17 protein-coding genes and 2 tRNA genes are annotated in these 15,342 nt (G+C 53.5%); 8 read left to right on the forward strand and 11 right to left on the reverse strand.

Annotated elements, in window-relative coordinates; genetic code table 11:
* Positions 1–9: 9 nt before the first annotated feature.
* From HV107_RS21455 to fumD, 4 genes are all read left to right on the forward strand, one after another.
* Positions 10–1,032, forward strand: coding sequence for a methionine ABC transporter ATP-binding protein (locus HV107_RS21455; RefSeq protein ID WP_182060751.1), 1,023 nt, complete (start codon positions 10–12; stop codon positions 1,030–1,032).
* Positions 1,025–1,693, forward strand: a complete 669-nt coding sequence (locus HV107_RS21460; protein WP_182060752.1) for a methionine ABC transporter permease — start codon at positions 1,025–1,027, stop codon at positions 1,691–1,693. Before HV107_RS21455 ends, HV107_RS21460 begins: the two co-directional genes overlap by 8 nt.
* A 24-nt stretch (positions 1,694–1,717) precedes the next feature.
* The gene (locus HV107_RS21465; protein ID WP_003857677.1) at positions 1,718–2,530 is read left to right on the forward strand and encodes a MetQ/NlpA family ABC transporter substrate-binding protein; all 813 of its coding nucleotides are present in this window, start codon (positions 1,718–1,720) and stop codon (positions 2,528–2,530) included.
* 108 nt (positions 2,531–2,638) lie between these two features.
* Positions 2,639–2,848 (forward strand): fumarate hydratase FumD, encoded by a 210-nt coding sequence (gene fumD, locus HV107_RS21470; RefSeq protein ID WP_014069945.1) that lies wholly within the window; start codon positions 2,639–2,641, stop codon positions 2,846–2,848.
* On the opposite strand, the gene HV107_RS21475 is transcribed toward fumD, so the two are convergent.
* The 4 genes from HV107_RS21475 to HV107_RS21490 are packed head-to-tail and all read right to left on the reverse strand — an operon-like array spanning position 2,829 to position 5,923.
* A complete protein-coding gene (locus tag HV107_RS21475) occupies positions 2,829–3,515 on the reverse strand; it encodes an amino acid ABC transporter permease (RefSeq protein ID WP_182060753.1) in 687 nt (228 codons plus the stop codon). The genes fumD and HV107_RS21475 overlap by 20 nt on opposite strands.
* The gene (locus tag HV107_RS21480; RefSeq protein ID WP_182060754.1) at positions 3,512–4,288 is read right to left on the reverse strand and encodes an amino acid ABC transporter permease; all 777 of its coding nucleotides are present in this window, start codon (positions 4,286–4,288) and stop codon (positions 3,512–3,514) included. The genes HV107_RS21475 and HV107_RS21480 overlap by 4 nt, the downstream gene beginning before the upstream one ends.
* Positions 4,288–5,103 (reverse strand): amino acid ABC transporter ATP-binding protein, encoded by an 816-nt coding sequence (locus HV107_RS21485; RefSeq protein ID WP_182060755.1) that lies wholly within the window; start codon positions 5,101–5,103, stop codon positions 4,288–4,290. Before HV107_RS21485 ends, HV107_RS21480 begins: the two co-directional genes overlap by 1 nt.
* 1 nt (position 5,104) lies before the next feature.
* A complete protein-coding gene (locus HV107_RS21490; RefSeq protein WP_182060756.1) occupies positions 5,105–5,923 on the reverse strand; it encodes an ABC transporter substrate-binding protein in 819 nt (272 codons plus the stop codon).
* 238 nt (positions 5,924–6,161) lie between these two features.
* Here HV107_RS21490 and HV107_RS21495 point away from each other — a divergent pair, with 238 nt between their 5' ends.
* Complete coding sequence (locus HV107_RS21495; protein ID WP_182060757.1) at positions 6,162–6,329, forward strand: hypothetical protein; 168 nt, start codon at positions 6,162–6,164, stop codon at positions 6,327–6,329.
* Positions 6,330–6,560: 231 nt separating this feature from the next.
* Entirely contained in the window at positions 6,561–6,734 is a 174-nt protein-coding gene (locus HV107_RS27405; RefSeq protein WP_259349651.1) for a hypothetical protein, read from the forward strand.
* A 48-nt stretch (positions 6,735–6,782) separates the two neighbouring features.
* Here HV107_RS27405 and HV107_RS21510 read toward each other — a convergent pair whose 3' ends face one another.
* On the reverse strand, positions 6,783–6,923 hold the full coding sequence (locus tag HV107_RS21510) for a hypothetical protein (protein ID WP_003857665.1): 141 nt from the start codon (positions 6,921–6,923) through the stop codon (positions 6,783–6,785).
* A gap of 228 nt (positions 6,924–7,151) precedes the next feature.
* Between HV107_RS21510 and HV107_RS21515 the strand changes: the two genes are divergently transcribed.
* On the forward strand, positions 7,152–7,787 hold the full coding sequence (locus HV107_RS21515; RefSeq protein WP_182060758.1) for a carbonic anhydrase: 636 nt from the start codon (positions 7,152–7,154) through the stop codon (positions 7,785–7,787).
* A 28-nt stretch (positions 7,788–7,815) separates the two neighbouring features.
* Here HV107_RS21515 and HV107_RS21520 read toward each other — a convergent pair whose 3' ends face one another.
* From HV107_RS21520 to mdtK, 4 genes are all read right to left on the reverse strand, one after another.
* Entirely contained in the window at positions 7,816–9,411 is a 1,596-nt protein-coding gene (locus HV107_RS21520; protein ID WP_182060759.1) for an FAD-NAD(P)-binding protein, read from the reverse strand.
* 117 nt (positions 9,412–9,528) lie between these two features.
* Positions 9,529–9,605, reverse strand: a tRNA-Val gene (locus HV107_RS21525).
* Between the two features lie 4 nt (positions 9,606–9,609).
* Positions 9,610–9,686 (reverse strand) — tRNA-Val (locus HV107_RS21530).
* A gap of 153 nt (positions 9,687–9,839) precedes the next feature.
* Positions 9,840–11,213, reverse strand: a complete 1,374-nt coding sequence (gene mdtK, locus HV107_RS21535; RefSeq protein ID WP_182060760.1) for an MdtK family multidrug efflux MATE transporter — start codon at positions 11,211–11,213, stop codon at positions 9,840–9,842.
* Between the two features lie 224 nt (positions 11,214–11,437).
* On the opposite strand from mdtK, the gene HV107_RS21540 reads away from it, so the two are divergent.
* Positions 11,438–12,076 (forward strand): riboflavin synthase subunit alpha, encoded by a 639-nt coding sequence (locus HV107_RS21540; protein WP_182060761.1) that lies wholly within the window; start codon positions 11,438–11,440, stop codon positions 12,074–12,076.
* Positions 12,077–12,629: 553 nt separating this feature from the next.
* On the opposite strand, the gene cfa is transcribed toward HV107_RS21540, so the two are convergent.
* Both cfa and punC read right to left on the reverse strand, forming a co-directional pair.
* Positions 12,630–13,778 carry a cyclopropane fatty acyl phospholipid synthase gene (gene cfa, locus HV107_RS21545; protein ID WP_182060762.1) on the reverse strand — a complete coding sequence of 383 codons (1,149 nt, stop codon included), beginning with the start codon at positions 13,776–13,778 and terminating at the stop codon, positions 12,630–12,632.
* A 301-nt stretch (positions 13,779–14,079) separates the two neighbouring features.
* Positions 14,080–15,279 carry a purine nucleoside transporter PunC gene (punC, locus tag HV107_RS21550; protein WP_182060763.1) on the reverse strand — a complete coding sequence of 400 codons (1,200 nt, stop codon included), beginning with the start codon at positions 15,277–15,279 and terminating at the stop codon, positions 14,080–14,082.
* Between the last annotated feature and the right edge of the window lie 63 nt (positions 15,280–15,342).

Consider the following 15,342-nt stretch of genomic DNA (forward strand, 5'->3'; position numbering starts at 1 on the left):
CGAAGAAGAATGATAGTTCTCAGGAATATTTCGAAGATTTTTGACAACGGGAAGGTGGCGCTCACTGCCGTTGATAACGTCAATTTGACGGTTGAACAGGGACAGATTTACGGAATCATTGGTTACAGCGGCGCAGGCAAAAGTACCCTGATCCGCCTGCTGAACGGCCTGGAAAAACCCAGCACCGGCAGCGTGACCATCAACGGGCAGGATATCTCGGCTGCAAAAGGTGAGGCGCTGCGCCAGGCTCGCCTGAAAATCAGTATGGTTTTCCAGCACTTCAACCTGCTGTGGTCGCGCACGGTGAACGAGAACATCGCCTTCTCAATGCAAATTGCGGGCGTGCCAAAAGCCAACATCAAAGCGCGAGTGGCTGAACTGGTAGAGCTGGTGGGGCTGAAAGGTCGTGAGAATGCCTATCCGTCACAGCTGAGCGGCGGGCAAAAACAGCGTGTAGGTATTGCGCGTGCGCTGGCAAACAACCCTGACGTATTGCTGTGCGACGAGGCAACGTCTGCACTCGACCCGCAGACCACCGATCAGATCCTCGATCTGCTGCTGGACATTAATCGCCGATTCAAACTGACCATCGTGTTGATCACCCACGAAATGCATGTGGTGCGCAAAATCTGTGACCGTGTGGCGGTGATGGAAAACGGCAACGTGGTGGAAGAAGGGGACGTGTTGAGTGTCTTTACCCATCCGCAGCAACCGATCACCCAACAGTTTGTGCGCCAGGTGAGCCAGTATGCGGAAGAAGAGACATTTAATACCGAGCTGGCAAGCGATCTGGAAGGGACGGTGATCCGACTGACGTTCACCGGGCACAGCACGCACAAGCCGGTGGTCGGTGAGCTGACGTTACGCTACGGCCTGCCGTTTAACATTCTGCACGGGAAAATGACGCAAACCGCCCACGGTGTTTTTGGCCAGTTATGGGTACACGTGGTGGCATCTGACGAACAACTGAACAATATCCTCGCCGACCTGAAGCAAAGCGATATTGAAGGCGAGGTAATTAAACATGGCTGAAAATCTGCACCCCCATCTGAAATGGGACCAGCTCTGGGCGGCAACGCAGGAAACGTTGTACATGACTGCGCTTTCGGGTGTTGCGACCTTTGTGCTGGGCATTGTGCTTGGCCTGGCGTTGTTCCTGACCGCACGCGGCGGGCTATTCCAGAACCGGACGGTCTACAGCGTGATTTCGATTGTGGTGAACGTGTTCCGCTCAATCCCGTTCATCATACTGATTGTTTTGTTGATCCCGTTCACCAAGACCATCGTCGGCACCATTCTTGGCGCGAACGCCGCGCTACCCGCCCTGATTGTGGGCGCGGCACCGTTTTACGCGCGTCTGGTAGAGATTGCCTTGCGTGAAGTGGACAAAGGGGTCATTGAGGCCACGCGCTCGATGGGCGCACGGCTGAGCACGTTAGTTTTTCGGGTTTTACTGCCGGAATCATCACCTGCACTGGTATCAGGTATTACGGTGACGCTGATTGCGCTGGTGAGTTACAGCGCAATGGCAGGGGTGATTGGCGCCGGTGGTTTGGGAAATCTGGCTTATCTGGAAGGATTCCAGCGCAACCACGGTGACGTCACGCTGGTGGCAACGGTGACCATTTTGATCATCGTTTTCATTATCCAGTTCTGCGGCGACATCCTTACATCACTTTTAGACAAACGCTAATAACAACACACAGGAACCATCATCATGAAAAAAACACTGACTCTGATCGCCGCAGCAACCCTGAGTGCCCTGAGCTTCGCCTCGTGGGCTGATACCCTGACCGTGGGCGCGTCCAACACCCCGCATGCCGAAATTCTGGAGCAGGCGAAGCCGATTCTGGCAAAGCAAGGTATCGACCTGGAGATTAAACCGTTCCAGGATTACATCCTGCCAAATACGGCGCTGGCAGGGCACGACATTGATGCGAACTACTTCCAGCACATTCCTTATCTGAACAGCGTGCTCAAAGATCATGCGGGCGACAAGGATTACGATTTTGTCAGCGCAGGTGCTATCCATATCGAGCCAATCGGTATTTACTCCAAAAAATACAAGTCCCTGAAAGATCTGCCGGAAGGTGGCAAAATCATCATGCGTGATGCAGTGTCTGAAGAAGGCCGTATTCTCTCCATCTTCGAAAAAGAGGGGGTGATTAAGCTCAAGCCAGGTATCGACAAAGTGACGGCACGCATCAGCGATATCGTTGAGAACCCGAAAAAACTGCAATTCACACCTAACGTAGAAGCGTCTCTGTTACCGCAGATGTACAACAACGACGAAGGTGCTGCGGTGGTTATCAACGCGAACTACGCCATTGACGCGGGTCTGGACCCGGTTCACGATCCAATCGCGGTAGAGAGCGGTGAAAATAACCCGTATGCCAATATCATTACGGTACACCGTGGTGACGAGAAGAAGAAAGATATCGTGGCGCTGGTGAACGTGCTGCATTCCAAAGAAATTCAGGACTGGATCCGCACCAAATACAAAGGCGCGGTTATTCCGGTAAACAACTAATTATTTGATTTCACAGATGAAGCCCGGCGAGTTTCTCGCCGGGCTTCTTTTTTGTATCCCGCCGACGAATCATTTAAGCTGAGCCTTTAGAGCAATGGAGTGAGAGCAATGGGCAATGTGACCAAAGACGACGCGCTTTATCAGGAAATGTGCCGGGTGGTAGGGAAGGTCGTGCTTGAGATGCGTGATTTAGGACAAGAGCCGAAACATATTGTTATTGCCGGGGTGCTGCGTACCGCGCTGGCGAACCAGCGCGTCAAGCGTAGCGAGTTGACCACTCAGGCAATGGAAACGGTGGTTAAAGCGCTGGCCGGGTAACGCGCCAGCGTTTTGCGAGCAGCTCAAGGGAGCAGCAGAGCAGGTAATAAACCACACCCGTAAAGATAAAAATGGCGGCCGGGTAAATCTGCACCCGGTTGTTCACTTGCCCCGCCACGGTGGTCAGTTCAGGCACGTTCACAATAAAGGCCAGGGACGTGTCTTTCAGCAGGCTGATAAAAATACCCAGCAGTGACGGCAGAATATTGCGTAAAACCTGCGGCAATAAAATCCGCCACAGCGTCTGCCCCGTGCTAAATCCCTGCGTCAGTGCCGCTTCATACTGCCCGGCGGGCAATGCGCTCAGCCCCGACAGCACCGAATGCATCACTGCCGCCGCGCTAAACCACGCCAGCGCCAGGGTGACGGTCATTGCGCCGGGTAAATCCGCACCGGTTATCAGCGGCAAGAGATACCACATCCAGAAAATAACAAAGATAAGCGGGATACCGCGGATAAGCTCTGCCCACAAAAAGAGCGTGTTGCGTACCACCCCCGGAAAACGCCAGGCGAGACACGCCAGCCCGATGCCACCCGGCAGCGCGAGTGCGGCGGCACCCAGCGCCATCAGCAGTGTCAGAAGCACTCCGCCGGGTTCACCAGCCGCCAGACGGCCCCACAGTAAATAATCCAGGTTATCAGTAATAACACTCAGCCCGGTAATCATGCGTTCTCACTCCCTGTGCTGGTGGTCGCAGCCCGCTGGCGGCGGGTGCGTTTTTTCATCGACGGGCCGGTTCTCGCGAGCAGCAACCCAATGGCGACCCCGGTCACCAGATAGAGCACGGTTCCCACGCTAAACGCCTCCAGCGCATGTGCGTTGTAACTCTCGATTTGCCGCACCTGGTACGTTAGCTCGGCGAAGCCAATCCCGCTGGCAAGCGATGACAGCTTCATCAGATTGAGATACTGCCCAACGATGGGCTGCCAGGCGTTAGCAAGCCCCTGCGGCAGGAGGATGTAACGAAAAAGCCGCCAGGTTGAGAATCCCTGAGCCAGCGCGGCTTCCCGCTGCCCGTCAGGGACGGAGCGTAACCCGGACTCCACCTCTTCAATCAAAAAGGCCGAGGTGAAAACCCCCAGTCCCCAGGCTGAACACAGGAATTCCGGCGTGAACCACCAGACGTTGCCGGGCAAAATCGACCAGCTGTGATCGGCATTTACCAGATCGCGAAACGCCTGCGGCAGCCCGTTCCAGGCGGCGAAATACCAGAACAGCAGTTGCACCAGCAAGGGCGTATTACGAAACAGAGAAACCCAACTGCTGACGATGGCATGTCCGGTGCGCCCACCGGAAAGACGTAGCAGCAGAAAAAGGAGTGCCAGAAGGCTTGCCAGGATCACACCGGCGAGCGTGACCCACAGTGTGGTAAGAAAACCGGAGACGATCCATTGCAGGGGTTGCCCGGTCAGCACCCCGTGCCAGTCGAGCGCAGGCATTACAGATGCTCCTGATGCAGCGGGTTAAGCACTTTTTGCAGGAAACGCTGCGCGCGCGGATGTGCCGGCTTAGTAAAGAACTGCTCCGGTGGCGCAGTTTCCAGAATTTGCCCCCCATCGATAAAGACAATCCGGTCGGCAATTTCACGGGCGAACTGCATTTCATGCGTTACTACAATCATGGTGATCCCGCTGTGGGCCAGCGCTTTCATCACAAAAAGCACCTCGCCAATCATCTCCGGATCCAACGCGGAGGTGGGTTCATCGAAGAGGATGATTTGGGGTGATGAGGCCAGTGCGCGCGCAATCGCTACGCGCTGTTGCTGGCCGCCGGAAAGCTCAGCAGGGAAGTGGTGCGCTTTTTCCAGCATCCCGACGTTGTTCAGCAACTCCAGGGCACGTTCTTCGGCGGGCTGCGGTTTCCAGCCATGAACATGCTCCAGCGCCAGGGTGATGTTCTGGCTGGCAGTAAGATGGGCGTAAAGATTGAATTGCTGGAAAACGAAGCCAACGCGGCTGCGCAGCTTACGCAGCGCCGCCCCTGTGAGGTGTCCGGTAGGTTTGTTATCAATAAGGATCTCACCGCCGTTCAGGGATTCAAGCTGGTTGATAAGACGGATAAGGGTGGATTTACCGGAACCGGAAGGGCCAAGTATGGCAACCACTTCACCAGGGGTAATGCTGAGGTCAATGCCTTTTAACACGTGGTGGTCGCCGTAGCTTTTTACCACGTCACGAAACTCAACGCTGGCCTGTTCCAGATGTGAAAAATCCGCGGCACTGGCCGCGGAGCGTGAAAATAAACCTGAGAGCATATTACTGAGCTTCTATTTTAAAGGCGCGAGGCTGTGGGGATTGGGTTTGTGGGCCAAACCATACATCATAAATGTTGGCGGCCTGGCCATTTTTCTCCAGAGCGACCAGCTCATCGTTAACCACTTTCAGCAGCGCGGTTTCCCCTTTTTTCACCCCGACGCCAATCTCTTCTTTGCTTATCAAATCAGGCAGGATTTTGAAATTTGCTTTATCCGGTGCCTGTGCCAGCAGCCCGGCCAGAATGGTGCTGTCCTGGGTGATCGCCTGGACGTTGCCATTACGCAGCGCCGTCAGTGCCAGCGGGATATCGTCATAAGAGAGCACGCGAGACTGCGGGAAACGCTGGTGTAATGTCTGCTCGCCGGTGGTGCCTTTCACCGCCCCAATACGCGCCCGGCTGTATTCGTCCAGCTTGTCGGCGGATTTTGCCGGTACAAGGAACTGCTGCCCGGTCACGAAATAGGGGGTCGAGAAATCAACAACCTGCGCGCGCTCTGGTGTGATGGTGATATCGGCCACGATCAGATCCGCTTTACCGGACTGCAGCAGCGGGATGCGGTTCGCCGGGTTAGTGGCAACCAGCTCGAGCTTTACGCCGAGCGTTTTTGCCAGGGCTTTGGCGAAATCAACGTCGTAGCCCACAATTTCATGGGTTTTAGCATCAATAGAGCCAAACGGCGGGTTGGCATCGAAGGTGGCCACTTTCACCACGCCTGCGGCCTTGATATCGGCCAGTTGATCGGCCAGAGCCTGTGTAGAAAGAATGCCGCCTGCCGCCAGTAAACCCAGAGCCAGTGCCAATTTTGTGTAAGCTGCCATAGTGTTATCTCATCGTTTTGTTTTGTCCTTCCACGCTCCCATAAGTGAACCCTATCGCCAAATAAGAAATCGTGCTTTGTAATTAACGAAAAAGCATTAGTGAACAAGGTGTTATCGTCAGGTAAATGAAAGGGCTCTATTTGCACTTACTGCACATCAACAGTCGATATTGATATTTCACTTGCGCGGGAAAGGGGTGTTTAACTTAAGGCAGGTTCAGCAACGAGGGGTAAAGACAATGAAAAAGTGGATAAGCACGTTACGGCGGTTTTTTGCGGGTTCATCAGCAAGTGCGGAGAACAGCGCGCAACGTGTTCTTGAGTCGATACTGCCTGTTGCCAGCCTGTATGGCGTGGATATCGCGAACATAGACCCGGAGTGGTTCCATGATCAAACGTCACGCTGAATTGCGCCTAAAGCGCGAAATGTACTGGAATGAGCTGTGCGAAGGGTGCTGAGGAAAAGAGGACGTTAACCCCCCCGGTTATTGGGTAACGGTACTGTTTTTTTGTTCTAATAAGGGTTAGCTGGTAATGTCGACTGTCTGAATGACGACACCCGTTACCACGATGAGTAATACTATCCTGATTAAACGCAGGATCGCGAGTTTTCGACGCTCTATTCCTCGAACGGTGCCGTGCTGACGCAAAACGAATCGGTGCTGCCGCTCCTCAGTGGCGATGAAGATATCACCGCGCCGCGTAAAAAATTCCCACATATTCTGGCACTTGAAAAGACAACCGATCGTGCGCCGGGCGGCCATCTTGATGAAGCGTGCGCTCAGCAGGCGATTGATAGCCTGAAGCTGTAACGGCTGACCCGCACGGGGTGTTGCATCCGGTGCGGGTCAATTGCGTAATTAGATTTTGCAGGCGTCGCCGCAGTCATCGTCAGCCACAATAGCCTGAGCCTTTTTATCTGCGTCATCCAGACGTTCAGCGTTGCGCTCTTCGGCTTCATCCAGTCCGTTAAACACCAGATTGTCGAGATCAATTTCCATCATTTACCTGCTTTGTTCAGTTTTTGCGGTCAGCACAGTATAGGGCAAAAACAGGGGGGGATGTATCCCACGGGCGGCAGAACAGCCCGAAGTGCAAAATGCCGGGTGGCGACAGGCGATGTGGTCGGGCCAACAATATAATTCTTGTATGATGTTAAGCGGGGTAGTTAAACTTTACGAACGTGATCACTGTCACGCCTAAACTAAAACAGATAAAGAGACATTGCTATGCAACATATCATTGAAGGTTTCCTGAGCTTTCAAAAAGAAGTTTTCCCGCAACGTAAAGAACTCTTCCGCAGTTTAGCGTCCAGCCAGAATCCCAAAGCGCTGTTCATTTCCTGCTCCGATAGTCGTCTGGTACCAGAGCTGGTGACTCAACAAGAACCTGGACAGCTCTTTGTCATTCGAAATGCTGGTAATATCGTTCCGCCGTTCGGGCCTGAACCAGGCGGTGTGTCTGCGACGATCGAATACGCGGTAGTAGCGCTGGGTGTGACCGATATTGTTATCTGTGGCCACTCCAACTGTGGCGCAATGAAAGCGATTGCCGACAACGCAAACCTGGATCCTATGCCAGCGGTATCCCACTGGTTGCGTTATTCCGATGCAGCAAAAGCGGTTGTGGAAAACAAAACCTGGACCGATGGCACGGAAAAAGTGAATGCGATGGTGCAGGAAAACGTGTTCGCGCAGCTGAGCAACATCAAAACGCATCCATCTGTGGCGGTCGGTCTGCGCAATAACTCTATTCGCCTGCATGGCTGGGTTTACGATATCGAAAGCGGTGATATTCGCGCTCTGGATAAAGAGACTAAAACCTTCGTGTCCCTGTCTGATAACCCGGAAGTGTTCTTCGAATAATCCGGCTAATCAGGGCAGGGACGCCCTGTTAATTCTCCGCAAAAAACACTTTTCTGCGTGGCCGGGACGCGGGTTTCTCTGCCGCTTTTGCCATCGCTTTTCCTCTCTCTGCGCATTCCGCCAGCCCCTGAACAAAAGGCTGATCGTGCATGAGCCAGGGGATTGCGCCAAAGGCTACCCGTCCGCACTGCGATTCGGGCGCCTGCAACGTATAGTCCTCTCCTACGTCCGGTATTTCATCTCCTGTAGTCAGAAGCTGCTTACGAAGTGTCGGGAAGGGCAGGTCTTTGGTTTTAAGTGGTTTTTGTCCGCGCGCATCGATAAATACATCGAATTGCCAGGTGTCGTCCTGGGTCGTGATAACCGTATGGTCATTGCCGATATTCAGTTCGTACTCATTCCCAAGTGTCAGAACGCTAATGATCCCCGCCTCTCGCAGTGCCAGTAACCGGCGAATGGACTGCGGCGGGATGGCGGCATAGTTATCAATAAATACCCGCGCCAGCCCCATTTTAAAACGCTCACTGTCTTTCTCGTTAAGGTGAGGGACAATTTCCCCCACCACGTCGTGTAACCGCAGGACGGTATAGCGCCAGGCGACGGTGCGTTTTTCATGTTTGTTCCGCACCACCTCCTGTAAGTTGTCTTCTGCCCATAAGAACGGATCGTGCTTTTTGCGATCGGCAAACCAGGCATCAAGGAGTGTGTCGGCATTCAGCCTGTGAAGCGCAATTGCGTCGCACCACTGCGGGTCGGCATTCCTGAGCTCTTTCACCATGAGAGCAAATATCCGGTCGAGCAGTCCGTTAGCGCCTTTTTTGATTTCAGCCTCTGCGACTGCGGGGGTCAATATGGCGAGCGGTTCATACGGGATCGGGCAATAAAAATCGGCCTCCGGCAGGATCCCGGTGCGCGACATTAATGTAATTTTCAGCCCCTGACTTTTTTCCGCCAGCCTGAACTGGTCGTCGACAAACGTTCCGTGCTGCATAACCACCGCCATGGCGGCATCCAGTCCGCTCAGGGAGGTGCCCATAATGCCGACGCGGCAGGGACGGATTTTCGCGTCCATCAGCCCGGACCATGGGCTTGGGAAGTAGGCGCGGGTGGCTTCATCATCGTCGGGCCAGACGTGGCCGGTGGCAACGATGGCAAGGTCCACGCTCTCCCTGAAGGGTTTATCGTTTACCGAAAGGGCGACTCCGTCTGCGTGGGCATCGATATCGGTCACACAGGTTGATTCGTATACCTGCACCTCAAAACCACGCTTTCTGGCCTCTGCGACAATGGCTAAAAATCGATCGCGGAAATACTCGCCCAGTAAAATACGCGGTAAAAACTGGCGGTCATGCAGTGAAGTTTTATCAACGCCATACCGGGCGAGATGGGTCTGACTCTGTGTCTTAAGCCAGTCGAGATAGGTGATGAAGATGGGGGGGATTTCAATACTCGCAATGTTCGCCAGCATCAGGCGCGAATTATCCTCAACGCTGTATGGCATCCCAACTCCGGCTTCCTTTTCCTGCTCAAAGACGGAGATCGAGAGGGGTGTTTTGTTATTCAGCAGAGCAAAAAAGGTATATATCCCGGTGGGACCCGAACCGATAATGGCGATTTTCTTCATCGACGGTATTCCTGCGTTTTTTCATGAGAAAAGCGTAGCAGGTGAAGAATTAATAAATCAGGAAATTGGGATTATTCAGAATACTAAGAGAGGATTTGCACCATTTCAGGACTGAAATGGTGCGTCCGAGTGGACTCGAACCACCGACCCCCACCATGTCAAGGTGGTGCTCTAACCAACTGAGCTACGGACGCAGAATGGTGCGTTCAATTGGACTCGAACCAACGACCCCCACCATGTCAAGGTGGTGCTCTAACCAACTGAGCTATGAACGCAACGTGTTGTCGGCGACAACGGGGACGAATATTAGCGGCACTGCCCGGATGAGGCAAGAGGGAAAATGCAATTTTCTCTCAGATTTCACGCAATTGCTTTATTCCCGCGCAAAATGAAGAGAAAGTAGCCGCTTGCCAGCGGCTACTGTGCATTTAACGTGCTGCACGTTGCAAAATGACGGCCGAAGACTGACGTTGCAGGAAGCGCATACGCAGCATCATCAGGATAGCCGCTGACGTTAAGCCGATGATAAAGCCCATCCAGAATCCGGCAGGCCCCATACGGTCAACCACCAGGTCGGTCAGCGCCAGGATATAGCCAGTAGGCAGCCCAAGAACCCAATACGCTGTAAAGGTAATAAAGAAGATAGAACGCGTATCTTTATACCCACGCAGGATCCCGCTGCCGATAACCTGAATCGAATCTGAAATCTGGTATACCGCCGCCAGCAGCATCAGGTGCGATGCCAGGAGAACCACTTCCGGGTTGTCGTTATAGAGCAGGGCAATCTGCTCACGCAGTGTGACGGTAAACAGTGCGGTACACACTGCCATACAAACGCCCACGCCTAACCCGGTACGCGCCGCCGTTTGCGCATCAATGGTTGAACCTTGCCCCAGACGGAAACCGACACGAATGGTGACCGCCGCAGCCAGTGACAACGGCATGACGAACATTAGCGAACTAAAGTTCAGCGCTATCTGGTGCCCGGCCACATTTATGATGCCCAGCGGAGACACCAGCAGCGCAACCACCGCGAACAGCGTCACTTCAAAGAACAGCGCCAGCGCAATCGGCAGACCGAGCTGCACAAGACGGGTCAGGATAGCCATATCAGGCTTACTGAAAGGCTCATCGTTACGGATATCACGCATTGAGCGCGCGCGTTTGACATAGGTCATCATGCTAAAGAACATGACCCAGAACACCGCCGCAGTCGCCACACCACAACCGACGCCACCCAGTTCAGGCATCCCGAAGTGCCCGTAAATAAAGATGTAGTTCACCGGAATATTCACCAGCAGGCCGATGAAACCCATCACCATGCCGGGCTTGGTTTTTGCCAGCCCTTCGCACTGGTTACGCGCCACCTGGAAGAAGAGATATCCCGGCGTGCCCCACAGTAATGCGCGCAGATAGCCCACGGCCTTATCCGCGAGGGCAGGGTCGATATTATGCATGGATCGGATAATGTGGCCTGCGTTCCAGAGCACGGCCATAATCAGCACAGAAACTGAACCCGCCAGCCAGAATCCCTGACGCACCTGGTGTGCGATACGCTCGCGACGCCCGGAGCCGTTCAACTGCGCGATAATCGGGGTCAGGGCCAGCAACAGACCATGGCCAAAGAGAATGGCCGGCAGCCAGATAGAGGTTCCGATTGCAACGGCGGCCATATCGGTGGCGCTATAGCCACCTGCCATCACCGTATCCACAAATCCCATTGCGGTTTGGGCAACCTGCGCGATGATCACTGGTATAGCCAGTGCCAACAACTGACGCGCTTCATTCATGTACTTCTGCACGTGAACACCTTTGTATTGTAGTTATTTGAGAGACTAAAAAAGCCGCCGTTACTGGCAGCAAGAAGAAAATGCAGGGGGATGGCAGCTATTGTAGCGGGCTTTAACTAATTATCTAGTGAAAAAATAGCCAGAAAATGCGCTCCACTGGCAACCTGTTTTTCCAACTGTTATTGTGGTGGGATTAAACGGTGTCAGTACCGTCCGAAGAAACAGGAGTTGTAAGCATGTTTACTGGTATTGTTCAGGGCACGGCTAAACTGGTGTCCATTGATGAGAAACCCAATTTCCGCACCCATGTTGTCGAGCTGCCAGAATATATGCTCGATGGCCTGGAAACCGGGGCGTCGGTTGCGCATAACGGCTGCTGCCTGACGGTCACTGAAATAAACGGCAACCACATCAGCTTTGATTTAATGAAAGAAACGCTGCGCATCACTAATCTGGGTGAACTGGTGGTTGGCGATAGCGTCAACGTCGAGCGTGCGGCGAAGTTCAGCGATGAGATCGGCGGGCATTTGATGTCTGGCCATATCATGACGACAGCTGAAGTTGCGAAAATCCTGACCTCTGAAAATAACCGCCAAATCTGGTTTAAAGTGCAGGATACGACATTAATGAAATACATCCTGTACAAAGGATATATTGGCATTGATGGTATTAGCCTGACGGTAGGCGAAGTGACGCCAACGCGTTTTTGCGTGCATTTAATTCCTGAAACATTACAGCGCACCACGCTGGGCGCTAAAAAACTGGGGCATCGCGTGAATATTGAAATAGATCCGCAAACGCAGGCGGTTGTGGATACCGTTGAGCGCGTGCTGGCGGCAAAAGAAGCCGCAGTAATAAAATCAGAAGAAGAATAAAAAATAACCCCGGCTATCCGTAATGCTTGTCAGTTAAGCTCGGTGCAGGGTTCCGTTCACCTTAATACCCGCAGAAAATAATTCGTTCAGAACACGTGAACGGGATAAGGGGGCCACCGCGGCCCCCTTATCAATCCCCGCGGCCCGCAAAGAAATCGGTGCTTCGCACTGCGCTCACCTCCCGACCGTTTGCCTGCGGTCGGCTCGACTCGACATCCTGTCTCATTTCGCCTCTGGCCGCCATCCCTGGCGTCCAGCCCTTGTCATCCGGCCTCCGGTTCGCCGATTTCTGCGGGACTCAACATCCGTGCCACTTTCAGGCCGCAGAGAAGGTTGAGGGAGCGTGAGTCCGGCTGAAAATCGCCGAAGCGGCGATTTTCTTTGCCGGGAGCCGGGATTGCTAAGGGGGCGGCGACCCCCTTAGCACGTTCACCACAGCGGATTAGGCAGGTAGCAGGAGAGTCTGAGTGAACGGAACGATGCCACTAAAATAACAGAGTGGCTTAATATCGCTTAACTGACTGGTATAACCCCGGCTATCCGGGGTTATTTTTTAGCGGGCGACCCGCAAACCATGTTCAACACCATGACTGAAAACCACCTGCCATAGCTGTATATCACGCGCCCTGAATGCACCCGCGCAGGCGTTCAGGTAATATATGAACATCCGTTTGAATCGTTCGGAATAGTTGTCGGCAATCTCTGGCCAGGCATCGAGAAAACGCGACTGCCATGCCATCAACGTGGTGTCGTAATCTGCGCCAAAGTTATGCCAGTCCTCCACAATAAAGTGGGGTTCGCTGGCGTTCGCTATCTGGCGAACCGACGGTAAACAGCCATTCGGAAAGATGTATTTATTGATCCATGGATCAACACTATGGTCGGTCTTTTTCGAACCAATGGTGTGAAGCAGGAAGATGCCATCCGGTTTCAGATTACGGTCTGCTACCGAAAAATAGGTTCTGTAGTTTTTAGGCCCAACGTGCTCGAACATCCCGACAGAGACAATGCGGTCGAACTGATCGTGTAGCTCGCGGTAATCCTGGAGCAGAATATTGACGTCCAGGTCGTGACACCGCTCCTGCGCCATTTTCTGCTGTTCTGCAGAGATGGTCACACCTACCACGCTGACACCGTAGTTTTTCGCCATATAGTATGCAAGACCACCCCAGCCGCAGCCGATATCCAGCACGCGCATCCCCGGCTGTAACTGCAATTTCTCGCAGATCAGACGCAGTTTCGCCTGCTGGGCCTCTTCAAGCGTCGAGGCCTCTTTCCAGTAGGCACAAGAGTATTGCATGTAGGGATCAAGCATCCGGCTAAAGAGGTCATTACCCAGATCGTAATGCTCTTTACCCACGATCCATGCCCGTTTTTTGCTTTGCAGGTTGAACAAGCGGGCAGCAGCGACACGCAGGGTATCCTTCACATTACGGGGAAGCTGACTCTCCAGCCCGGCGCGTAAAACGCTTGAGAAAAAGATATCCAGCCGCTCGCATTCCCACCAGCCATCCATATAACTTTCACCCAGTCCTAACGATCCCTCCTGCAATACACGCTTGAAAAAATCGGGATGTTTGATTTGGGGATCGGATGGGGAAGGCCCGTTGATAGTGATGCCTGCACGACCCAATAGTTCAGTGACGATCCGGGACCAGTTGTCGTCCGGAACGCTGACTTCTTCTATACACGATGAACTCATAGCTTCTCCATCACCTTGCTGTGATCAGAACCTTCAAACAGCGTAGACGCTTTTTTTGGTTTGTGAGAAATCTCACGGTATTACGCCCCGTGAGGCTAGTATCCGACGTAGAACAGAGGAAGGGAGATAACCCTTGCCGAAAGGCCTTCCATGGTAAAACGGGAGCACTCCGGCTCCCGTTAACACTTAATATTTATCGTATTTAATCGAACCAAATTTAGTATAGGCCTCAAAATTTGGTGATTCAATAGAAAATTCTTAGCAACCTAATCACTGAAATGTAACATAATTGCTGGTGCGATTATGCGTGCGATGTTTCAGCCTGGGCTGCCGTATTATCCTCACGGTGTGCCGATGACTGCATCTGATAGCCGATGCCAGCAAGTGCAACGGTAACCAGCATCACGCTGGTGGTGGTGAGCAGTGGTGTTGCAATCAGTGCCGATACCACCAGGCTTGCCAGGAAGCACAGCCCCAGTTGCAGTGTGTTCTGCAAGGCTGCCGCACGGCCCGTTGCCTGTGGGAACGGCCGTAAAGCCTGCGCCACCACAATCGGGTAAATGGCACCGTTAGCAATTGCCATCACACAGAATGGAATCAGGATTTCCGCCAGACCAGCACCCGGAATAAAGCCGACGGCCCAGGTACCAATAACGCTTAAAGCGTACAGCGCCAGCAGCCAGGGTAACATCTGCTGCCCCTGCCATTTTTGCAGCGCCGCACGGCAACCGTAACCGCCCACCAGGAAGGCGATAGTCTGTGGAACATAGCTCAGGCCGATGGCCGCCGGGCTGTACCCCATATCGTGCAGAATAAAGGGTGAGCCGGTCAGCCATGCAAAGAAGCTGGCTGAACAGGCGGCGTAGATAAGCACGTTGCCGCGGTACGCTTTGGTGCGCAGCAAAGAGGTAAAGGTAATTGGCTTCGCTTCCGGATGTGTCTCTTTTTTATGCGCAGGTTTCAGGGCGAATGCGGGCAGCATCAGCACCAGAGTGATGGCAAACAGGGTGGCGAAAATCGCCTGCCAGTCGAAATGCGCCAGGATCCAACTGCCCAGCAGTGGTGCAAGCGCGGGAGAGAGGCCTACCAGCGGCATAATAGTGGCAAAAATTCGATTGGTCCGTGAAGCCGGATAGTAATCCGTCACCAGCGCCTGCCAGGTGACCGCTGCGGCACAAACGCCGACGGCCTGAACAAAACGCAGCACCAGTAACCAGGTCGCATCGCGTACCCACAACATCCCAAGACAGCCTACGGCAAAAATTGCCAGACCCAGTAACAGCACTGGTTTACGACCAAAACGGTCGGAGAGCGGCCCCCACAGCAGTTGTGCAAAGGCAAAACCGGCGAGGAACAAACTCAGGCTGGCGCTAATGGCCGCGGCAGGCGTTTGCAAATCTTCCTGCATTGCAGCGAATGCGGGTAAGTACATATCGGTAGCTAAAAAGCCCAGCACGCTTAAGCCGCCGAGCCAGACTAGAAAACCTTTCCTGGGTTGCATTGTTTTATTCTCCTTAAGGAGGCAGGGTACGTTGGCGCAGAGTGTAGGGAGTGCAAAGCGGCT

Source organism: Enterobacter sp. RHBSTW-00175 (assembly GCF_013927005.1).
Classification (GTDB): domain Bacteria; phylum Pseudomonadota; class Gammaproteobacteria; order Enterobacterales; family Enterobacteriaceae; genus Enterobacter.